Annotated in this window: 23 protein-coding genes; 7 read left to right on the top strand and 16 right to left on the bottom strand. The window is 61.7% G+C overall.

Annotated features, from left to right (window positions below; translation table 11 throughout):
- Positions 1–3: 3 nt before the first annotated feature.
- The 12 genes from BLS57_RS08160 to fabD all read right to left on the bottom strand — a co-directional run bounded on the left by BLS57_RS08160 (position 4) and on the right by fabD (position 10,398).
- Entirely contained in the window at positions 4–630 is a 627-nt protein-coding gene (locus tag BLS57_RS08160; protein ID WP_093741031.1) for an HK97 family phage prohead protease, read from the bottom strand.
- A gap of 23 nt (positions 631–653) precedes the next feature.
- Entirely contained in the window at positions 654–881 is a 228-nt protein-coding gene (locus tag BLS57_RS08155) for a GTA head formation protein, RCAP_rcc01685 family (RefSeq protein ID WP_208597536.1), read from the bottom strand.
- The gene (locus BLS57_RS08150; RefSeq protein WP_093741224.1) at positions 871–2,046 is read right to left on the bottom strand and encodes a phage portal protein; all 1,176 of its coding nucleotides are present in this window, start codon (positions 2,044–2,046) and stop codon (positions 871–873) included. Before BLS57_RS08150 ends, BLS57_RS08155 begins: the two co-directional genes overlap by 11 nt.
- A 131-nt stretch (positions 2,047–2,177) precedes the next feature.
- Positions 2,178–3,548: a DNA-packaging protein gene (locus tag BLS57_RS08145; RefSeq protein ID WP_483027161.1), complete on the bottom strand. Its 1,371-nt coding sequence runs from the start codon at positions 3,546–3,548 to the stop codon at positions 2,178–2,180.
- A gap of 475 nt (positions 3,549–4,023) precedes the next feature.
- Positions 4,024–5,208, bottom strand: a complete 1,185-nt coding sequence (gene mltG / locus BLS57_RS08135) for an endolytic transglycosylase MltG (protein WP_093741027.1) — start codon at positions 5,206–5,208, stop codon at positions 4,024–4,026.
- Positions 5,209–6,468 carry a beta-ketoacyl-ACP synthase II gene (fabF, locus tag BLS57_RS08130; RefSeq protein WP_093741025.1) on the bottom strand — a complete coding sequence of 420 codons (1,260 nt, stop codon included), beginning with the start codon at positions 6,466–6,468 and terminating at the stop codon, positions 5,209–5,211.
- 122 nt (positions 6,469–6,590) lie between these two features.
- Entirely contained in the window at positions 6,591–7,124 is a 534-nt protein-coding gene (locus BLS57_RS08125) for a GNAT family N-acetyltransferase (RefSeq protein ID WP_093741023.1), read from the bottom strand.
- Positions 7,125–7,286: 162 nt separating this feature from the next.
- Positions 7,287–7,520 carry an acyl carrier protein gene (locus BLS57_RS08120; protein WP_067261852.1) on the bottom strand — a complete coding sequence of 78 codons (234 nt, stop codon included), beginning with the start codon at positions 7,518–7,520 and terminating at the stop codon, positions 7,287–7,289.
- Between the two features lie 203 nt (positions 7,521–7,723).
- Positions 7,724–8,461 (bottom strand): 3-oxoacyl-[acyl-carrier-protein] reductase, encoded by a 738-nt coding sequence (gene fabG / locus BLS57_RS08115; protein WP_093741021.1) that lies wholly within the window; start codon positions 8,459–8,461, stop codon positions 7,724–7,726.
- 22 nt (positions 8,462–8,483) lie between these two features.
- Positions 8,484–9,053, bottom strand: a complete 570-nt coding sequence (locus BLS57_RS08110; RefSeq protein WP_093741019.1) for a COG3904 family protein — start codon at positions 9,051–9,053, stop codon at positions 8,484–8,486.
- Positions 9,050–9,448: a hypothetical protein gene (locus BLS57_RS08105; RefSeq protein WP_093741017.1), complete on the bottom strand. Its 399-nt coding sequence runs from the start codon at positions 9,446–9,448 to the stop codon at positions 9,050–9,052. Before BLS57_RS08105 ends, BLS57_RS08110 begins: the two co-directional genes overlap by 4 nt.
- A 17-nt stretch (positions 9,449–9,465) precedes the next feature.
- A complete protein-coding gene (gene fabD, locus BLS57_RS08100; protein WP_093741015.1) occupies positions 9,466–10,398 on the bottom strand; it encodes an ACP S-malonyltransferase in 933 nt (310 codons plus the stop codon).
- Between the two features lie 239 nt (positions 10,399–10,637).
- On the opposite strand from fabD, the gene rpsF reads away from it, so the two are divergent.
- From rpsF to BLS57_RS08070, 6 genes are all read left to right on the top strand, one after another.
- Complete coding sequence (gene rpsF, locus BLS57_RS08095) at positions 10,638–10,991, top strand: 30S ribosomal protein S6 (protein ID WP_007119975.1); 354 nt, start codon at positions 10,638–10,640, stop codon at positions 10,989–10,991.
- Positions 10,992–11,019: 28 nt separating this feature from the next.
- Positions 11,020–11,247 carry a 30S ribosomal protein S18 gene (rpsR, locus tag BLS57_RS08090; protein ID WP_005852865.1) on the top strand — a complete coding sequence of 76 codons (228 nt, stop codon included), beginning with the start codon at positions 11,020–11,022 and terminating at the stop codon, positions 11,245–11,247.
- A gap of 11 nt (positions 11,248–11,258) precedes the next feature.
- Entirely contained in the window at positions 11,259–11,888 is a 630-nt protein-coding gene (gene rplI / locus BLS57_RS08085; RefSeq protein WP_093741013.1) for a 50S ribosomal protein L9, read from the top strand.
- Positions 11,889–12,038: 150 nt separating this feature from the next.
- Complete coding sequence (locus BLS57_RS08080) at positions 12,039–12,329, top strand: hypothetical protein (protein WP_093741011.1); 291 nt, start codon at positions 12,039–12,041, stop codon at positions 12,327–12,329.
- A gap of 125 nt (positions 12,330–12,454) precedes the next feature.
- A complete protein-coding gene (locus BLS57_RS08075; protein WP_093741009.1) occupies positions 12,455–12,949 on the top strand; it encodes a transglycosylase SLT domain-containing protein in 495 nt (164 codons plus the stop codon).
- 75 nt (positions 12,950–13,024) lie between these two features.
- Entirely contained in the window at positions 13,025–14,983 is a 1,959-nt protein-coding gene (locus BLS57_RS08070) for a bifunctional 2',3'-cyclic-nucleotide 2'-phosphodiesterase/3'-nucleotidase (RefSeq protein ID WP_093741007.1), read from the top strand.
- Between the two features lie 291 nt (positions 14,984–15,274).
- Here BLS57_RS08070 and tig read toward each other — a convergent pair whose 3' ends face one another.
- The 4 genes from tig to BLS57_RS08050 all read right to left on the bottom strand — a co-directional run bounded on the left by tig (position 15,275) and on the right by BLS57_RS08050 (position 19,076).
- Complete coding sequence (gene tig / locus BLS57_RS08065; protein ID WP_093741005.1) at positions 15,275–16,606, bottom strand: trigger factor; 1,332 nt, start codon at positions 16,604–16,606, stop codon at positions 15,275–15,277.
- 153 nt (positions 16,607–16,759) lie between these two features.
- Positions 16,760–17,650 (bottom strand): type IV pili methyl-accepting chemotaxis transducer N-terminal domain-containing protein, encoded by an 891-nt coding sequence (locus BLS57_RS08060; RefSeq protein WP_093741003.1) that lies wholly within the window; start codon positions 17,648–17,650, stop codon positions 16,760–16,762.
- Positions 17,651–17,711: 61 nt separating this feature from the next.
- Positions 17,712–18,662, bottom strand: coding sequence for a calcium/sodium antiporter (locus BLS57_RS08055; RefSeq protein WP_093741001.1), 951 nt, complete (start codon positions 18,660–18,662; stop codon positions 17,712–17,714).
- A gap of 129 nt (positions 18,663–18,791) precedes the next feature.
- Positions 18,792–19,076 (bottom strand): DUF2312 domain-containing protein, encoded by a 285-nt coding sequence (locus BLS57_RS08050; protein ID WP_093740999.1) that lies wholly within the window; start codon positions 19,074–19,076, stop codon positions 18,792–18,794.
- A 108-nt stretch (positions 19,077–19,184) separates the two neighbouring features.
- On the opposite strand from BLS57_RS08050, the gene BLS57_RS08045 reads away from it, so the two are divergent.
- Positions 19,185–19,424: a hypothetical protein gene (locus tag BLS57_RS08045; RefSeq protein ID WP_167356387.1), complete on the top strand. Its 240-nt coding sequence runs from the start codon at positions 19,185–19,187 to the stop codon at positions 19,422–19,424.
- Positions 19,425–19,441 lie beyond the last annotated feature (17 nt).

The following is a 19,441-nucleotide window of genomic DNA, read 5'->3' as shown; positions in this document are numbered from 1 at the left end:
AGATCACTGGGCGCGGTCCACGCTGCGCGTCATCTCGGCCCGCGCCTCTTCAAAGACCGACGCCATCTCGCGCAGGACCTCTCCGACAGCCCTGAACTCGCCCTTGGCCGCGACCCGTGCGGTGGGCAGCATCGGGAATGTCACCAGCGACACCTCCCATAGCTCCAATTCCGAGAGCAGCCGCTGACCCTTGGTGTTCTTGCCCGCCTTCACGGTGCGGTAACCGATGCTCAGCCCGTCAATCGCGCCCGCCTCAATCAGCGCCGCCGCCTCCCGGCCCCGCGCTACGCTCGATAGAATGCGCCCCTTGACCCAAAGCCCACGCTTGTCCTCGCGCACCTCGTCCCAAACGCCGATGGGCTGGGCCGGGTCATGCTGCCAAAGCATCTTGATGCTGCGCCCGGCCGCCTCGGCGCGTGTCAAACAGGCCGCATAGGCCCCCGCCTCAACCACATCGCCACCCTGATCCGCCGCGCCAAAGAGGCTGGCATAGCCGCTGATCTCGACCCCGCCATCAACCTCGGCCACGTAGCCAAACTTGGCGAACTTATGCTCCAGCCCCGCCGCCCCGGCAGACAAAGCTTCCCCGTTCCCCGGCCAAGCACCGGGGTCAATCACCTGATAACCCATCGTATTTCCTCTTGTTCAGCCCGCTACGGCGCCACCACCAGAAAGGATTGGACCGCCTGCGCCAAAATCACCGCCACCACGCCGTAAACCGTTAGCCACAACCGCCGCTCCAGCCGCTCCATCATCTGCTCGATCCGATCAAACCGCATTTGCATGTTCTCGCGGTGCACCGCGCTGATGTTCTCATGCGCCTGCAACCGCAGCCCCGGCGCACATTCAAACCGTTCAATTTCCCGAGGCTCATGCATCATCCGCCACCACCGGCAGCCCCAACAGGCTGCGCTTTTCCGCATCGGTCAGAAATTCCGCCGCCGACACCCGCGCCCATTGCGCATCGCGCTCCGCCGAGAGCGCAGGCACCTGATCAAGGTCAGGCTTCACCGTCACCGCCTCGCCCAGATAACCGCTCAACCAATCCGCCAGCGCCGCCGTCACCCGCGTCGCCAGCGGCAGCACCGTCAGGCGGTAAAACGCCCGATGCGCCTCTTGATAGTTCGCGTAAGTCGCATCCCCCTGAACCCCGATCAGCATCGGCGGCACCCCAAAGGCCAGCGTAATCTCACGCGCCGCACTTTCCTTGGTCTTCTGAAACTCCATGTCCGAGGGCGAGAACCCCATCGGCTTCCAGTCCAGCCCGCCTTCCAGCAGCATCGGCCGCCCTGCGTTCCGCGCGCCCTGATGATGGCTCTCCATCTCGCTCACCAGCCGGTCATACTGGTCCTCGCTCAGCTTGCCCTGCCCCTCAGCCCCGCGATACACAATCGCCCCCGAAGGCCGCGCTGCGTTATCAAGCAGCGCCTTCGACCAGCGGCTCGCCGCGTTATGCACATCCATCGCCATCGCCGCCGCCTGCAGGGGGCTGAACCCATAGTGATCGTCTTGTGGGTGAAAGTTGCGGATATGACAAACCGGCGTCACCGGCCCGCTGGCGTCAAAGCGATGCTTGCGCCCGCCCACCGCATATTCATAGGCCACCGGCCAACCATCTGCCCCCGGCACCACGCTCATCCGGTCCGAGCGCAGCACATGCAGCTCAATCGGCAAACCGCCCTCGCCGCCCACGGCCTCGACATAGCCGTCGCCGCTCAGCAGCATCTGCCCGTAAAGCGCCTCAAACAACTCGGCCCGGCCCTGACCCGCATTCGGGCGGCGCATCAGCGACATCAGCGGATGATCGTCATAGCGCCGCGCCGCGTCCTGCACGACCAGCGGCAAGGCCGCCGCCGCCTCGGCAATCAGCTTGACCGAGCGAAACCCAACCGGATTGCCACAAAACCCCGAGCGCGTCAGGCTCACACTGTCCCGCGGGCTCCAGGCAACGCGACCCGAGGTCTGATAGGCCACAACCGGCCCGGTCGCCGAAGCTTTCTGCTCAACCGTCTCAGCCGCGCCGCGCCGTAGAAAATCGAATACCATCTGTCGCTCCTCATTCTGCTCGGCCCCGGCAGCGGCGGCTTGCACCCCATGCTGCCCGGCGTTGTCAGACTTTCTCAATAAAACCTTAAAACCCGCGAAACCCACCGTGCGCTGCTGTCTGCAACACCCCGTTAAAGGCTCCGCACCCCCGGGCTGCGCCACTGCGACGCTGGCTCGATCATCAACTCATGCAGCGCCCAGACGAGCGCATCGACACGGTCCGGGCTGCCCTTGCCCTCATAGCCGCGCGCCGTCATCAGACACATCTGGTCCTCAAGCGCATCCAGCTCCGGCAAATGGCTCACCCGCCCCTGTTCATAAAGCGCCGCCACAGGCTCCGCCCGCGCCACCTTGCCCCGCGCTGCATGCACGGTCTTGAGCGAGACTAGCGGATCGACCTGCCGCAAGACCTCACTCACCAATTGCCCGCCTTGGTTCACCTCGGCCACCAGCCGATCCGCCCCATAGCGCGTCATCGCCGCAATCGCTGCCTGCGCCCAGCCGTTGGGCGTGGCCCCCTGCACCGTGCAATCAGCCAAGACCACCGCCCGCCAGTCCTGCGGCGGCCCCTTGGTCTGCGCCCCCACCACGACGATCCCACATTCATCCGAGCCCGCCCCGCTGGTCGTCGCCGGGTCCAAGCCCACCACGATCCGATCCAGTTCCGGCGCCTCGCGCAGCCGCCCCGCCTCCAGAAGCGCCGAGGTCCACAGCGCCCCTTCTGCATCCGCCAGCAAAACCCCATCCAACTCCTGCCGCCCCAGTCGTGTCCCGCGATACCGCGCCCGCACCTCTTCCAGAAACGACCCCGCCAAGTTCGCCGCATTGGCCTCCGTCGGCGCATGGGTCGTCACCGTCGAGGGCGATTTCAGCAGCGCCTTCAGCACATCCACATTGCGCGGCGTTGTCGTCACACAGACCTGAGGCCGCTCCCCTAGGCGCAGCGCAAACTGCAACTGGTCCCACGCCTCCTGCCCGCGCTTCCATTTCGCCAATTCGTCCACCCACGCCGCATCAAACTGCGGCCCGCGCAGCCCTTCGGGATCATGCGCCGTATGCACCGTGGCAATCGCGCCATTGGGCCAAACCAAGCGCTTGCGCGTCGCCTCCCAATCGGGGCGCCGATCCGGCGGGCTACAGGCCAGAATCCCGCTGTCGCCAAAGATCATTACCTCGCGCACCTGCTCGATGGTCTCGCCCACCAGCGCCACGCGACTGCATTCGCCCGCATCCAACGGACGGCTCCCCTCCACCTTGCGGCGCACCCATTCGGCCCCGGCCCGCGTCTTACCCGCACCGCGCCCGCCCATGATCACCCATGTGCGCCAATCGCCCTCGGGCGGCAGTTGATGGTCCAGCGCCCAGAACTCGAACAAAAAAGGGAGAGCCAGAAGCTCTCCCTCATCCAGGTCATTCAGAAACTGCGCCTGGGTCTGAGCATCGGCGCAGGCGATCCAGCTTGCACCGGATGTCAGACCGCGCTTTGTCCAGGTCGAGGGCATAGCCCCCGCGCGCGATTCCAGCTTGTCGGTTTCGACAGTCATTCAGCGTGTTCTCCGCTTTCAGGCAATGCGTCAGCAGGCTCGATATCTTCGAGGTCCTGCCGGACACCGCAGTTTCCTTGATTTCCCCCCCGGACTGGGCCTGTTCCGTCAGGCCTTCGATTTCACGACGCAACGCGCCGAGTGCGTCTTGGAGACCGCGCAGGATGTCTGCGCTGTCTTGCACGCTCTGCTCCGGGGTAATTATTGTCATTGCTCTCTACCTCTCGATTGGAAACTCCAACCGACGGGACACAAAAAAACGACCATCGGGGATACCCCGAGGCCGTTCGCCCACATCTTCTAGCGTGCCACTAGTTCTACGTTAGACCGTGCGCAAAGTCAAGAAAAACAGTATTAACAAGACCTTACAGCACCGCCCGCCCTGCCTTAGATGGCAAAAGGCCCCACCATTTCTGGCAGGGCCTAGGGGTCTTTAATTGCCGCCGGTAGAGGCATTTCCCGCAGCTTCCGCGCCGCGCTCTGCCTCGATCTTACGCCACTTCGCGACGTTGGCGTTGTGCTCATCCAGCGTCTCGGCAAAGGCGTGTCCGCCCGTCCCGTCTGCCACGAAGAACACAAAGTCCGTCTCCGCAGGCTGGGCCGCTGCCATCAGGCTTGCACGGCCCGGATTGGCAATCGGGGTCGGTGGCAGACCATCGATCACATAGGTGTTCCAAGGTGTCTCCGCCCGCAGTTCTGAGCGCCGCAGCCCCCGACCCAAGACGCCCTTGCCCTCGGTTACGCCGTAAATCACCGTCGGGTCCGTCTGCAAACGCATGCCTTGGTTCAGGCGGTTCACAAAGACGCTTGCCACCTGCTCACGCTCCGCCGCAACCCCGGTTTCCTTCTCGATGATCGACGCGAGGATCAGCAGTTCCTCCGGCGTCGAGATCGGCAAATCGGGATCACGCGCTTCAAACGCCGCAGCCAAAAGCACTTCCTGCGCCGCCTCCATCCGCGCGATCAACGCATCACGGTCATCGCCCGGACGCACTTCATAGCTGTCAGGCGCAAGGCTCCCTTCGGCGGGAATTTCATCCACGGAGCCGGTCAACTGATCAACCTGCTTCAGCGCTTCAACGACCTGCCAGCTGGTAACCCCTTCGGCCAGCGCCACGCGGAACCGAGTATCGGCCTTCGTGGACAGTTCCTCATAGGCCTCAGGCGCCTCTTCCGCACCGGGTGTGAACTCTGCGCGCTCGACAAAGCGGTTGGTCACCGGATCAAGCTCACGCACCTGTACCGACACACGGTTCACACCGACGCGGTACACCACTTCGGTCCCACAAGTGCTGGCCCCGCCCTGTGTCACTACATCCACGATACCCTGCATCGAGGTGCCCGGCTGCACAAGAAAACTCCCGGCCTTCAAACGGCTCGACTTGTCCTCATAATCCGCGCCCATGCGAAAGATCGCAGGCGAGGTCACAGCGCCCTGCGCCTCCAACTCCTGACTAACCTGCCGCATGTTCGAGCCGCGCTGAACCTGCACACAGATTGCCTGCTCCAGCGGCCCCTCAGAGACATACTCCGACTTGCCCCAGAGCACGACGCCCCCAAGCAGAAACAGGCCGACCACCAGAAACGTGACAGCGTTGGACGCAATATGACGCCACATTTAGCGGACTTTCCCGAACAGAACCGATGCGTTGGTGCCGCCAAACCCGAACGAGTTGCTCAGCGCCACATCAATCTTGCGCTCAACCTTCTTGTTCGCCGCCAGATCAATCGGTGTCTCAACCGCCGGGTTATCAAGGTTAATCGTCGGCGGTGCGACCTGATCGCGGATCGCCAACATGCAGAAGATCGCCTCAATCGCCCCCGCAGCACCCAAAAGGTGCCCCGTGGCGGATTTGGTCGAGGACATGGTCACCTTGCTGGCCGCATCGCCCATCATGCGCTCTACCGCGCCCAACTCAATGGTGTCGGCCATGGTCGAGGTGCCATGCGCGTTGATGTAATCGACATCCGCAGGCTCCATTCCCGCGTTCTTGAGCGCCGCCCGCATCGAGCGTTCGCCGCCCGCGCCATCTTCAGCAGGGGCTGTGATGTGATGCGCGTCGCCCGAAAGGCCATAGCCCAGCACTTCGGCATAGATCTTGGCCCCACGCGCCTTGGCGTGCTCATATTCTTCCAACACGACAATGCCCGCACCCTCGCCCATGACAAAACCATCGCGGTCTTTGTCGTAGGGGCGGCTGGCCGTTGTCGGATCATCGCCACGTTTGGTGCTGAGCGCTTTACAGGCGTTGAACCCGGCAATCCCGATCTCGCAAATCGCCGCCTCGGCACCGCCCGCGACCATCACATCGGCGTCGCCATACTTAATCAACCGCGCCGCATCGCCAATGGCATGCGCGCCTGTCGAACAGGCCGTTACGACCGAGTGGTTCGGCCCCTTAAATCCATAGCGGATCGACACCTGACCCGAGATCAGGTTGATCAGCGCGCCGGGCACAAAGAAGGGGCTCACGCGACGCGGGCCTTTCTCGGCCATCATCACGGCGGTATTGGCGATGGAGTTCAGCCCGCCGATACCCGAGCCGATCAAAACGCCGGTGCGCTCCAAATCTTCTTCGTCAGTTGGGGTCCAGCCAGAATCTTCCACCGCCTGCTGTGCGGCCGCCATGCCGAACAGAATAAAGGTATCGACCTTCCGCTGCTCTTTCGGCTCCATGTATTTATTGGCATCAAAGGTGCCGTCGCTGCCATCACCGAGGGGCACCTCGCAGGCATATTGCGTCACCAATTTACTGGGGTCGAACCCGGTGATCGGACCTGCGCCGGACTGACCGTCCAGAATCCGTTTCCAGCTTTCTTCCACACCGTCGGCGAGCGGAGTGACCAACCCCAAACCCGTTACTACAACTCTGCGCATCTTAGTGCCCCTTGCCGATAATCTCTCGGCGAACCTCATACCCTGCAAAAGCCTGTAGACACAAGCATCTGTGGGCTTGATCGCAGGCAAGGCACAAAAACGCCGATGTGTTTTTCACTCTCTCAGACCGGCGGCCCGCGGCGCGTCAGCAGGCGCACAGGGCTGCCAGAAATCTCAGCTTCCCGCAGCAGTTCATAGCCAAGCGCTCCAGCAATCTTCAGCGCCGCGATATTGCCCGGCGCGATCATGCAAACGGTGCGCCCGGTGATCACCCGGTCGAACCATTCATGCGCTGCCCGCGCGGCCTCAAACCCCAAACGCTGATCCTGCGCTTCGGGCGCGAGCACGAGCCGGGCTTCGGGGTAAGTGTCGAATTCTTCGTCGAAATTCCGCGAACCAAAGAAGAACCCGGTCTGTCCCAACACCTCGCGCTGGCGGTGCAACTGTACCGCCCATTGCCCGAAACCGGTGATCTGCCAATGCCCCGCATTGCGCAGAAACGCATCCCAAGACTGCGCCTTGCTCCGTGGCCCGTCCAAGATACGCGACGCCACCTCGGGCAGTGCCCAAATTTCAGCAAAGCGCGGAAAATCCTCGGCCCGCATGGCACGCAGAGTCAGTCGGGCTGTGTTGATGGTCGGGATCGTGCGGGACATGGGGGTGAATTGCTTTCACGCTTGAGATTGGCTCACCGCAGACATGCCGCTTGGCGCCCAAATGGACAAGCCCGACCCTGCCCCAAAAACGAAAACGGCGTCATTCCGCTAGGAACAACGCCGCCTTCAAATCTGTCGTTCGCCGGTTGCCCGGCAGAGGCCTTAGGAGGCTTCTTTGATGAACTTGACCGCATCGCCAACGGTCTGGATGTTCTCAGCGGCGTCATCGGGGATCTCGATGCCGAACTCTTCTTCGAACGCCATCACCAGTTCCACGGTGTCGAGGCTGTCTGCGCCAAGATCGTCGATGAACGACGCATTCTCAGTCACTTTGTCCTCTTCCACGCTCAGGTGTTCCACAACGATCTTTTTCACGCGGTCTGCGACGTCGCTCATAATAAGTCCTCATGTCTTCGGGCCATTCAAGGCCCCTTTTGGTTTCCGCCCGCCGATGATCGACGTTTGGAGGATGCCCCAAAAGGGGCGGCTATTTTCCTTGTTCGCACAAGGCAGTGGGGGCAATCAAGCTCCCATCGTTCAGATTCTGCGCCCCCTTTAGCACATGCCGTAGGGTTGGCAAACGCTATTGCGACGCAGGGTCACAACATGGCCATACCGCCGTTCACATGCAAGGTGGTTCCGGTCACATAAGCGGCCTCGGCGCTGGAAAGATACACCACGGCGGCAGCGATCTCATCCGGGTCGCCCATACGACCGGCGGGAATTTGCCCCATGATTCCAGACTTTTGCTCGTCGGTCAGCTTGTCTGTCATGGCGGTGGTGATGAACCCCGGCGCCACGGCGTTGACCGTGATCCCCCGGCTCGCCACCTCATAAGCCAGCGACTTGGACATGCCCACAACACCCGCTTTGGAGGCCGCGTAATTCGCCTGACCGGGGTTGCCCGTGGCCCCCACCACGCTGGAGATATTCACGATCCGGCCCCAACGCGCCTTCATCATCCCGCGCATCACGCCTTTGCACAGCTTGAAGGTCGCGGTGAGGTTCACGTTCAGCACCGAGTTCCACTCATCATCCGACATCCGCATGAACAGGTTGTCGCGGGTGATCCCGGCGTTGTTGACCAGAATATCGACCGAGCCCATCGCCGCAGCGGCCTCTTTCGGCAGCGCGTCGACAGCTTCCATATCGCTCAGGTTGCAGGGCAGCACATGCGCGCGCTCGCCCAGTTCGGCCTTCAGCGCCTCCAGCGGTTCGGTCCGCGTGCCCGACAGGCCCACGGTGGCGCCCTGGGCGTGCAGCTTGCGGGCGATATCTGCACCAATGCCGCCCGAAGCGCCGGTGATGAGAGCATTCTTTCCTGTGAGATCGAACATAAGTCTTCCTTTATCTTATCTGTCAGGGCCGCGTCAGCAGCCCATAGCGGCGAATTTCGGCCGCCGTCATTTCGTGTATCTCGTCCGAAGGCGCTGCCTGCAAGGTAAACCAGTAAAAGGCGTCACTGCCTAGCATCTCGGCGACATAGCGGCGGGTCATCTCGTGTTCCAAGGATTGCGGCGGGTAGCTGCTCCCCTCGCGCCATCCGTTGCGCCAAGAATGCACCCCCAGCACCGCGCCCAGCGCCATGCGCCGCTTGGCCCCGGCAATGAAAAGCTCCACCCCGCCAGAATCGACAACGCTGCCCGACCTCAATTCGGTCGCCAGCCCCATCGCGCGAATGCTGCGCCCCATGCGATGAGTGGCCGCAGCGTCGATCGAGCCGTCGATTTGGCCCAAAACCACGGTATCAATCCGCGGGTTCTCCCGCAGCCTGCGCTCAAAACCTGCCGGAGTCCGGCTGGTGATCGTGCCAGACATCAACAGATAAGGCCCCTGCACCTGCATCCGTGTGCCATCGCTTGCGTTCTCAATCGTCCCGCAGGCAGCGATGAAGAGCAGCACTGCGAGAGCGGCAAAGGCGCGGATCATGCGCCCAACGGCGTCCGCTCGCCCAGAACATAGCGCGCCACATCCACCACGTCGAAGGCCAGTGAGATCAGCAAGGTCACCAGCACCACGCGAATGATCCACCGCGCCGCAATCGGCATCGCATCCTTGGCCTGCTTGCGAAACAGATAGACCGCCAGCGGCCCCCAGATTAGCAGATGCGGTAGGCCCAGCAGTTTGACGTACCCCATCTGGCGAAACATCCCGTAGACCGCAGCGCCGGTGAGAATGCTCGCCAGAACGGTGATCACCCCAACCTTACGGCTCTGCGGCCAGATCAGCAGCGCCAATGGCAGCACGGCCACAGCAAAGACCAGCCAGTTGAACCACCAGATCAGCCAGTCCGGCAAAAGCGTCAGCGTTTCTTGGATCGTCATGCTTGCCCTCCCGAGGTTCAGCCGTCGCGCGCGGCGGCAACCTCATCCGGCGTGCCGATGTTGCGGCTGGCCAGCGTCTTGTCGATCCGGCGGATCATGCCCGAAAGCGCCTTGCCCGCGCCAATCTCCCAGACTTCACTCACGCCCTGCGCGGCCATCCATTCGACAGAACTGCGCCAGCGCACCCGGCCTGTGACCTGCTCGACCAACAAATCGCGAATCTTCGCTGCATCGCTCACCGCCTCGGCGGTGACATTGGCGACCAGCGGCACGGTGGGGTCGTTAAAGGTGACCTCACCCAAAGCCCGCGCCATCTCGTCAGCGGCTGGCCCCATCAGCGGGCAGTGAAAAGGTGCCGAAACCGGCAGAAGCAGCGCCCGCTTGGCGCCCGCGTCTTTCGCCATCGCCACGGCGCGCTCCACAGCGGCCTTATGCCCCGAGAGCACGTTCTGGCTCGGGTCGTTCTCATTGGCGACCTGACAGACCTCGCCCTCAGCCGCCGCTTCGGCCAGCTTTTCGGTCTCTTCAATACCCAGCCCAAGGATCGCCGCCATGGCACCCTCGCCCACTGGCACCGCAGCCTGCATCGCCTTACCGCGTATCCGCAGCAAACGCGCGGTATCCGCCAGCGACAGCGACCCGGCGGCACAGAGCGCCGAATATTCACCAAGCGAATGGCCCGCGACATAGGCGGCCTTATCCACCGTGATCCCTTCCGCCTTCAACGCCGCCATCGCCGCCATAGACGTCGCCATCAGCGCTGGTTGGGCGTTCTGCGTCAGGGTCAGCGTCTCTATGTCGCCCTCCCAGATCAGTTCCGACAGCTTTTCGCCCAAAGCGTCATCGACCTCTTGAAAGACGGCGCGAGCCTCAGGATAGGCGTCAGCCAGATCGCGGCCCATGCCGATGGTCTGGGCACCCTGGCCCGGGAAAACGAATGCAATGCTCATGGTTACGGCCTCTCTTGCGCGGTTTTGTCCGATGTAGCGCGCTCCCGTGCGCCGAACAAGCCTACAGCCATTCCCCACCACCCGCACGGCACGCGCCTATGAAGGGTTGCCGCAGGGCTGAAACCGTGTATACGGGCGCTTCCTTGCAAAGCATATGAACCGCGCAGACTCTCGTGGTGGGGTCGCAAGGATTTTGCCCCGCCTATGAAATGCGCCTTGATATAAATATAGGAGTGCACATGCCGCTATATGAGCATGTTATGATTGCGCGTCAGGACCTGTCCAACACGCAAGCAGAAGGCCTCATCGAACACTTTGGCACCGTCCTCGCGGACAACGACGGCAAGCTCGTCGACAGCGAGTACTGGGGCGTCAAAACGATGGCCTACAAGATCAACAAAAACCGCAAGGGCCACTATGCCTTCCTGCGTTCGGACGCACCCGCGACCGCCGTGCAGGAAATGGAACGCCTGATGCGCCTGCATGACGACGTAATGCGTGTTCTGACCATCAAGGTCGACGAGCACAAAGAACTGCCGTCCGTGCAAATGCAAAAGCGTGACGAGCGGCCCGACCGCCGCGAACGCCGTTGATCAACGCTTGAAGAAAAGGACTTAAATCATGGCTGCAAAACCATTTTTCCGTCGTCGTAAAGTGTGCCCTTTCTCGGGCGACAACGCACCTGCGATTGACTACAAGGACACACGTCTGCTGCAACGCTACATCTCTGAGCGTGGCAAGATCGTTCCTTCCCGTATCACCGCCGTATCGGCCAAGAAACAACGTGAGCTGGCCCGTGCCATCAAACGCGCTCGTTTCCTCGCCCTGCTGCCCTACGCCGTTAAGTAAGGAGAGAGCACATGCAAGTTATCCTTCTGGAACGTGTGGCCAAACTGGGCCAGATGGGCGAAGTCGTCGACGTAAAGTCGGGCTACGCTCGCAACTACCTGCTGCCGCAGGGCAAGGCGCTGTCGGCCTCCAAGGCTAACGTCGAAGCCTTTGAAGGTCAGAAAGCTCAGCTTGAGGCGCAAAACCTCGAGACCAAGAAAGAAGCCGAAAAACTCGCCGAGAAGCTGAACGGTCAGCAGTTCGTCGTGATTCGCTCCGCTTCCGACGCTGGTGCGCTTTACGGCTCCGTCACCACCCGTGACGCCGCTGAAGCTGCCACCGAAGAAGGTTTCTCGGTCGACCGTAAGCAGGTTGTTCTGATGAACCCGATCAAAGAACTGGGCGTGCACGAAGTGCAGGTCGTTCTGCACCCCGAAGTGAACGCCGTCATCGAGCTGAACGTCGCACGTTCGCCCGAAGAGGCCGAGCTCCAGGCATCCGGCAAATCGATCCAGGAACTGGCCGCCGAAGAAGAAGCCGCTGCTGAGTTCGAAATCTCCGAACTCTTCGACGACATCGGCTCTGCCGCTGGCGACGACGATGACCTCGCCGAAGTGGTTCAGACCCCTGAGGACGACGCCAAAGACGACAGCAACAGCTAAGCCGTCTTTCGGAACCAGATTAAGCGCCGCGCGGGAAACCGTGCGGCGTTTTTCGTTGGCAAATGCGGGCACCCCGCACCGCCCCGGAAAACCCTGCAATATCAGCCCATTTTGTGCTAAGCTGTCCTCATTCAGCATGGAGGACGACACATGCGCTACATCACCATTACCACTTGGGAAATTGCCGACGGGGCAGATTATGACGTGGCCCTGCGCGCGATCGAGGAAAAGCGCCTGCCCGCGCTAAAGGGCTTTGGTGCCAGCCGCATCACCGTGGTGCGCACCAGCGAGCGGACCAGTGCCGCGATCACCGAATGGCCGGACAAAGCCACCCGCGATGCGGCCGAGCTCAAGATCGACGAGGTCCGCCGCTCGGTCAAACGCGACGATCAGACACGTATGACGGGCGAAATGCGCGGCGAGATTGTCGCCGACGTCTAGCATCGGCCTCGTGCCGCCTATGTGACCCTTGCCGATGGCGAACCGTCGCGCATGTAAACCACGATGCTTGCTTGGGGCGCCGGTCTGAGGGACTTTGCGGACGTTCAATTATCCTTGGGTGTTCCATGTTTCAGTTCCCGCGCCGCCTCGCGCTCATCTGTATCGCTGCCACGACCTTGGCTGCCTGCAATACTGTTCCAATCGCGCAACCCGCTCAGGCCCATACGGCCCAAGCGCCTGCCCTGCCACTGCATCCCAATGAAACCTTGGAACTGCGGCGCAAGATCAACTACTGGGCCGATCACTACGAACTGCCACGCCCGCTTGTGCACCGCTTGGCAATCCGCGAAAGCACCCATAATCCCAAAGCCCGCAACGGCCCCTACTACGGGCTGCTGCAAATCCTCCCCGCCACTGCCCGCTCAATGGGGTTTCAGGGCAAACCCACCGACCTGCTCGATGCCGACACCAACCTGCAATACGCCCTAAAATACCTGCGTGGCGCTTGGTTGCTGTCAAATGGCGACCACGGCACCGCTATTAAATGGTATGCCCGCGGCTATTACTATGAGGCCAAGCGGCGCGGCATGTTGGTGGAAACCGGCCTGCGGGGCGGATGAGCAAAATTGGCGCTTGCAAGGGCGCGGGGCGATAGATCAAGCTGCGGTTGTACCGATACAGAAGGAACGCCGCCCATGACCCTGCGCCTGAACCGCCGCCATTTCCTCGCCGGCTCCGCTGGCTTGCTCGCCCTGCACCCGTTCTCGCTCCGCGCTGCCGCCAATCAAGCGCATTTGCGGCTGTTAGAGACGACGGACCTGCATGTGCATGTCTTCCCCTATGACTATTACGCGGACAAAGAGCGCGACACGGTAGGCCTCGCCCGTACCGCGAGCATCATCAACGAAATACGCGCCGAAGCGACCAATACGCTAACGCTCGACAATGGTGACTTCCTGCAGGGCAACCCGATGGGCGACTACATCGCCTATGAGCGCGGGATGAAGGAAGGCGACATGCATCCGGTCATCCAAGCGATGAATACTGTGGGCTTTGACGCCTCCACTCTGGGCAACCACGAGTTTAACTACGGTCTCGATTTTCTGATGAAATCCCTCGCCGGGGCGGATTTCCCCGTGGTCAGCGCCAATGTTGTCAAAGAGGTCGGGGCTGAGCCCACGCAGGACACGACCCTGCTGAAACCCTATGTGATCCTCGACCGCGAGTTGACCGACGGCGCGGGTGAGACGCACCCCATCAAGATCGGCATCATCGGCTTTGTCCCGCCCCAAATCATGAACTGGGACCGCCGCCACCTCGAAGGCAAGGTGCAGGCCCGCGACATCCTCGAGACCGCCCGCGCTTGGGTGCCGCAGATGAAAGAGGCCGGTGCCGATATCATCATCGCCCTGTCCCACTCGGGTATTGGTGCGGCTAAGCCCGAAGACATGATGGAAAACGCCTCCGTCCCGCTGGCGGCCGTAGACGGGATCGACGCGATCATGACCGGGCATAGCCACCTCGTCTTCCCCTCGGGCACCTATGCCGATTACGAGGCGGTCGACGTGAACAAGGGCACGATTAACGGCAAACCCGCCACTATGGGCGGCTTCTGGGGCAGCCACCTTGGATTGATCGACCTGATGCTGGAGCGCGACGGCAGCGGCTGGCGCATCGCCACCCACAGCGCCGAAGCCCGCGCCATCTCACAGCGCAACGAAGACCGCTCGGTCATGCCGCTGGTCGAAAGCGATCCGGAAGTGCTCGCCTCGGTGCAACAAGAGCACGAAGAGACCCTCGCCTATGTCCGCCGCGCGGTGGGCAAGACCGACGCCAACCTGCACAGCTATTTCGCGCTGGTGGCCGATGATCCCTCGGTGCAAATCGTCTCCAACGCGCAGCGCTGGTACATTGAACAGATGATGCAGGGCACCGAGCACGAGGGTCTGCCGATCCTCTCTGCCGCCGCTCCCTTCAAGGCCGGAGGCCGGGGTGGGCCGGAGTATTACACCGATGTGCCGAAGGGCGATGTCGCGATTAAGAATGTCGCTGACCTCTATCTCTATCCCAATACAGTCCGCGCCGTTCGGGTGACCGGTGAGCAGGTAAAAGACTGGCTTGAACGTTCGGCGGGCATGTTCAACCAGATCACACCCGGCGAGGCTGACCAGCCGCTGCTGAACCCGGATTTCCCCAGCTACAACTTCGATGTGATCGACGGGGTGACCTATCAGATCGACCTCAGCCAACCGTCGAAATTCGGCCCCAAGGGTGAGGTAGAGAACCCGGACGCGAGCCGCATTGTCGACCTCAAGTTCGAGGGTGAATCGATTGACCCAAAAGCAGAGTTCATCATCGCCACAAACAACTACCGCGCCTCCGGCGGCGGTGCCTTCCCCGGTGCCATGGGCGATACGATCGTCTTCGAAGGCCCCGACACCAACCGCGACGTGATCGTGCGCTATATCGTCGAGCAGGGCACGGTAAGCCCCCGCGCTGACGCCAATTGGCAGTTCGCGCCGATGGAAGAGACCAGCGTGCTCTTTACCACAGGACCGAAGGCATCGGATTACGTTAATGAGGTCGAAAGCGTCGAGATGGAACAGGTCGGCGATACCGAGGAGGGCTTTGCCCAATTCCGCATCACGCTTTGATCAGGTGCTAAGAGTATCGCCCTCTTTCGGGGGGCGGTAACAGGTCCCAGGATTAACGCTAAGGGTATCGCCCTCCCTGGTGGGCGATGCTGACGCTCAGTCGAACCCGAACCCGTGTCAAATGCGCAAATGACTCGGAATGCCGAAACGTCGCAAAATCGCCCTCCTGGGGGAGGGAGGGCGATGCCCGGTGTGCCACCGGGCGGGGCATACTGAACGCTCGTGAGTCCAAAACGAAACAGGGGCGACGGTTGCCCGTCGCCCCTGCCCCGTAATCCGGTCTGGTACGACTTATTCGTCTTCCAGTTCCTCAACGGCCTTCTGCAGCTCGTCCTTGGAGATCTCTTTCTCGGTCACTTTGGCCTGCTCAACCACGTGATCGACAACCTTGTCTTCAAAGATCGGCGCACGCATCTGCTGCTGCATCTGCTGGTTCTGTTGCACGAATTCAAAGAACTGGCGCTCCTGACCCGGGTACTGACGCGCCTGGTTCATGATCGCTTGTGTCATCTCGGCGTCGGTCACCTGAACGTCGGCCTTCTGACCCAGCTCGGCCAGCAACAGGCCCAAACGCACGCGACGCTCGGCCAGTGTCTTGTGCTCTTCTGTGGGCTCGACCTCGGGGTGGTCGTGGCCCTGAACGTCAGGGTTTTCCTCGTGCCACAGCTGATGCGCGATCTGTTTGGCTTCGGCATCAACCAGCGACGGCGGCAGGTCAAAGCTGACCTGCTTGTCCAGCGCGTCGAGCAGGTTACGCTTCATGACAGCGCGCGAAGCACCGGCATATTCGGCTTCCAGACGCTCAGCGATCTGGCCTTTCAGCGCTTCGAGATCCTCGGCACCGAATTTCTTGGCCATCTCGTCGTTGACCTCAGCCGCGACGGGCTCTTTCACTTCTTTGACGGTGCAAGCGAAGGTCGCTTCTTTACCGGCAAGATGCTCGGCCTGATACTCTTCGGGGAAGTTCACGACGACGGATTTCTCCTCGCCTTCCTTCACGCCAACCAGCTGCTCTTCGAAACCGGGGATGAAGGAGTTGGAACCCAGCACCAGCGGGTAGTCTTCGGCAGCGCCACCTTCGAACTCTTCGCCGTCGACGGAGCCTTTGAAGTCAATCACGACCTGATCGCCGTCCTTGGCTTTGGAGCCTTTCTTGCGCGCTTTGAAGTCCTGCGCGGTCTCGGCGAGGTTCGCCAGCGCTTCTTCAACGGCGGCGTCATCGGCCTTCACAACCATCTTTTCCAGCTCGATCTTGCTCAGATCAACTTCCGGAATTTCGGGCAGCTTTTCATAGGACATGGAAACTTCGACGTCGTCGCCTTCTTTCCAGTCCTCATTGGTCATTTTGACCTCGGGCTGCATCGCGGGACGGTCGCCGGACTTTTCAAAATGCTCGTTCATGGCGCCATCGATGCTTTCCTGCATCGCTTCGCCCATGACCTTCTGACCGAACTGCTTTTTCAACAGGGCCATCGGCACCTTGCCCTTGCGGAAGCCTTTCATTTCGACTTCGGGCTGCGCTTCGGCCAGCTTCTCGTTGACCTTGGCTTCGAGTTCGGCGGCGGTAACGGTGATGTTGTAACCGCGTTTCAGACCTTCGTTCAGCGTCTCGTTGACCTGCATGTGTGCTCCATAGGCTAGGGCCGCGCAGACTGACGGCGCGGGCGAAAATTTCCGCCCTTCTATGTGCCTTGAACCCCACGCGCAAGGGGATTTGCCCGGCTGCGCGCCACATCGCGGGGAAAAGCCGGGAGCAACTCGTCCAAGGGCGTTATCTCACAGCTTGGCATAGCTGCGCGCGGCCTGTTTGGTCTTGAACAGGAGCTTGTTGCTAAGCACGATCATGTCCTTCAATGCAGCTTCTTCCAACGCCCCGCCCGTGGCGACACGTTCGGCAATTTCGGCCAGGGGGGTCCAGAGTTCCCGCACCGCCTTCAGCTTGCCAGCCATAGCTGGGGTTGGTTTGAGGATCCCCTGCGCCGCATTGCCCCGCTCCAACGCGCTCTGCGCCGTCTCAAAGGCGCGCAGCGTTTCTGTTAAACGCGGCAGCATCCGGTCCCGATCAATATTCAGCGCGACGAAGCAGATTTCTTTCGTGAGCTTTTGCGACAGCATGGTCTGGCGGCGGGCCAGTTCTACCGTGTCGGCAAGTTGCCGGTTTGCTTTGCCCCCATGCGCGGCGCGGACCCGTTCGACCAGCGCATTCGACAGATCCAGCAGCGGATCGCTGAGCATCATGACCTGAGAGACCGGAACGCTGTGCATATCCCCGGCGCCAACCTGCAGGGTCGCCGCGCGGTAGGTCGCAAACATCGGCCCCACTGCTTCAAGAGCGGTCAGCACGCCGGGGTCCTCCTCAGGCAGAATCGCCATATTCTCGTCGCCTGTGCGCAGGGCCAGCATGGTGGCATGGAACAGATCAGCCGACCCCCGCGCCTTATCCGATTCTGCACCCGGGTCGATGCCCCCCATCACGAGACAGACAGAGCGGCCCATCTGCTCGGTCAATAGACGCTGACGGTCGGCCAGTTTGATCTTGTTGGCCGCGCTGCCCGCAACGGTTGTCGGCTGCACCTGTGCAAAGGCGGGTAACGCCAGCACCGCCGCAAGGGTCAGCGCCCATATCGCAGCGCCTGCGACCCATTTCCCAAACTGTGATTTTCTCATCCCACGCTCCGCGCCAACTGACTGTCGCGGCGACCTTAGGCAAAGGGGTCTTAAGATGCGGTTATCCGCCCCCTGCCCCTATAAGGATCAACGCCGCGACGTAGCCTGCGTAGGCCAAAACAAATACCGCGCCCTGCCCCCGCGTGACGCGCCCGCCGCGCAAAGCGTAGCCCACCAGCGCCACTGTCGCCGCGAGCATTACCCAGATGTCCAGCGTCGCGATCTGCTGCGCGACCGCCACCGGCTGGATGGCCGCCGTGACACCCAAGACCCCTAGGATGTTAAAAATATTCGAGCCAACGACGTTACCCAAAGCGATGTCGCTCTGCCCCCGCCGTGCGGCAATAACCGAGGTCACCAATTCAGGCATGGACGTGCCGACCGCGACAATGGTTAACCCGATCACCGCCTCGGACAGCCCGGCGAGTTCCGCCAGTTGCACAGCCCCAATCACCAAAAACCGGGCCGACAGCAGCGTGACAGCCAACCCGCCCACCAGCCAAAGCAATGCCATTATGGAACTGGGGTGGACTACCGGCAAAGGCAGCGCGCCTGTCGGAGCCTCACCCGAGGACCGCTCGGCCCGAAACGTATAGGTTAGATAGCCGCCAAGCCCGACCAAACAGACAAGCCCCGCCATACGGCTGACCTCACCGGCCAATACGACCGCAAGGCAAAGCAGGCTCGCGCCCAGTAGCACTGACCCGTCACGCAAAAAGCTGCCACGGTCTATGACGACCGGCGCAATCACGGCGGCAAGGCCGAGGATCAGAAAGATGTTGGCGATGTTGGAGCCGACGACGTTGCCAAGCGCAATATCCGGCGCGCCGATCCACGCCGCCTGCACAGAGGTCACAAGCTCGGGGGTCGAGGTGCCGAAGCCTACAATGGTCAAGCCGATGACCAGAGGCGAAATGCCCCGACGCTGGGCCAGCGCCACCGCGCCGCGCACCAGAAGCTCACCGCCCAAGACCAGCCCAATAAGGCCACCGAGCACAAACAGAATGTCCATGAAAAACGTCTCACCGGCCTCATACCATCAGGCGTTGCGGAGGCCGCGCAGCGCCCCATGCAGATGGGCGCTGCTACGCAATTTACAAGGGCAGCCGGGCAAAGTTGCACCGGCGGCCTCTTGGCAGGCTTACATGCCCAAGGCTTCTTTATACATGTCGAGCACCGCTTCTTCCTCGGCGATGTCGTCCTTGTCGCGTTTGCGCAGTGCGATCACCTTGCGCAGCACTTTGGTGTCGTAACCCCGCGCCTTGGCTTCGGACATGACTTCTTTCTGCTGCTCTGCGAGGTCTTTCTTCTCGGCATCCAGCCGCTCGATCCGCTCCACGAACTGGCGCAGCTCATTGGCGGTCACACGGTAGGTGGCATCGCCCTCGGATTCGACAACGTCGGGATTGGTGCTGGTATCGCTCATGGGAAGTCCTCACGGATTGGCTGGCTCTGGCGGGTTTGACTACAGGCTGCACGGCGCGCCCGCAAGCGGGACTTGCCCCCCACCCGCGATTGGCGTAATCCGGCCGCCATGGAAAGCGCAGATACAACAATTTTCGACCTTCTGGTCTGGCTCGGAGCCGCCCTGTCCCTGCTTGGGCTTTTGGGGCTTGGCTGGTGCATCATCAAGGTGAGCCGCGCCAAACGCGCAGGGCTGGACGATGAAGCAATGCGTGCGGTGCTGCGCAAGGTCGTGCCGCTGAACATGGGCGCGTTGTTTTTGTCGGTCATCGGTCTGATGATGGTGATCATGGGCATTTCGCTGGCCTGATCGCGCCGCGCCACCCG

The organism is Sulfitobacter delicatus (genome assembly GCF_900102535.1).
GTDB lineage: Bacteria > Pseudomonadota > Alphaproteobacteria > Rhodobacterales > Rhodobacteraceae > Sulfitobacter > Sulfitobacter delicatus.
This window is presented reverse-complemented; position numbering and strand designations above follow the sequence as displayed.

Bases quoted from the DNA above. Each gene is read 5' to 3' on its own strand.
- BLS57_RS08160 (WP_093741031.1), bottom strand. From the start codon at position 630: ATGGGTTATCAGGTGATTGACCCCGGTGCTTGGCCGGGGAACGGGGAA.
- BLS57_RS08155 (WP_208597536.1), bottom strand. From the start codon at position 881: ATGATGCATGAGCCTCGGGAAATTGAACGGTTTGAATGTGCGCCGGGG.
- BLS57_RS08150 (WP_093741224.1), bottom strand. From the start codon at position 2,046: ATGGTATTCGATTTTCTACGGCGCGGCGCGGCTGAGACGGTTGAGCAG.
- BLS57_RS08145 (WP_483027161.1), bottom strand. From the start codon at position 3,548: ATGCCCTCGACCTGGACAAAGCGCGGTCTGACATCCGGTGCAAGCTGG.
- mltG (WP_093741027.1), bottom strand. From the start codon at position 5,208: ATGTGGCGTCATATTGCGTCCAACGCTGTCACGTTTCTGGTGGTCGGC.
- fabF (WP_093741025.1), bottom strand. From the start codon at position 6,468: ATGCGCAGAGTTGTAGTAACGGGTTTGGGGTTGGTCACTCCGCTCGCC.
- BLS57_RS08125 (WP_093741023.1), bottom strand. From the start codon at position 7,124: ATGTCCCGCACGATCCCGACCATCAACACAGCCCGACTGACTCTGCGT.
- BLS57_RS08120 (WP_067261852.1), bottom strand. From the start codon at position 7,520: ATGAGCGACGTCGCAGACCGCGTGAAAAAGATCGTTGTGGAACACCTG.
- fabG (WP_093741021.1), bottom strand. From the start codon at position 8,461: ATGTTCGATCTCACAGGAAAGAATGCTCTCATCACCGGCGCTTCGGGC.
- BLS57_RS08110 (WP_093741019.1), bottom strand. From the start codon at position 9,053: ATGATCCGCGCCTTTGCCGCTCTCGCAGTGCTGCTCTTCATCGCTGCC.
- BLS57_RS08105 (WP_093741017.1), bottom strand. From the start codon at position 9,448: ATGACGATCCAAGAAACGCTGACGCTTTTGCCGGACTGGCTGATCTGG.
- fabD (WP_093741015.1), bottom strand. From the start codon at position 10,398: ATGAGCATTGCATTCGTTTTCCCGGGCCAGGGTGCCCAGACCATCGGC.
- rpsF (WP_007119975.1), top strand. From the start codon at position 10,638: ATGCCGCTATATGAGCATGTTATGATTGCGCGTCAGGACCTGTCCAAC.
- rpsR (WP_005852865.1), top strand. From the start codon at position 11,020: ATGGCTGCAAAACCATTTTTCCGTCGTCGTAAAGTGTGCCCTTTCTCG.
- rplI (WP_093741013.1), top strand. From the start codon at position 11,259: ATGCAAGTTATCCTTCTGGAACGTGTGGCCAAACTGGGCCAGATGGGC.
- BLS57_RS08080 (WP_093741011.1), top strand. From the start codon at position 12,039: ATGCGCTACATCACCATTACCACTTGGGAAATTGCCGACGGGGCAGAT.
- BLS57_RS08075 (WP_093741009.1), top strand. From the start codon at position 12,455: ATGTTTCAGTTCCCGCGCCGCCTCGCGCTCATCTGTATCGCTGCCACG.
- BLS57_RS08070 (WP_093741007.1), top strand. From the start codon at position 13,025: ATGACCCTGCGCCTGAACCGCCGCCATTTCCTCGCCGGCTCCGCTGGC.
- tig (WP_093741005.1), bottom strand. From the start codon at position 16,606: ATGCAGGTCAACGAGACGCTGAACGAAGGTCTGAAACGCGGTTACAAC.
- BLS57_RS08060 (WP_093741003.1), bottom strand. From the start codon at position 17,650: ATGAGAAAATCACAGTTTGGGAAATGGGTCGCAGGCGCTGCGATATGG.
- BLS57_RS08055 (WP_093741001.1), bottom strand. From the start codon at position 18,662: ATGGACATTCTGTTTGTGCTCGGTGGCCTTATTGGGCTGGTCTTGGGC.
- BLS57_RS08050 (WP_093740999.1), bottom strand. From the start codon at position 19,076: ATGAGCGATACCAGCACCAATCCCGACGTTGTCGAATCCGAGGGCGAT.
- BLS57_RS08045 (WP_167356387.1), top strand. From the start codon at position 19,185: ATGGAAAGCGCAGATACAACAATTTTCGACCTTCTGGTCTGGCTCGGA.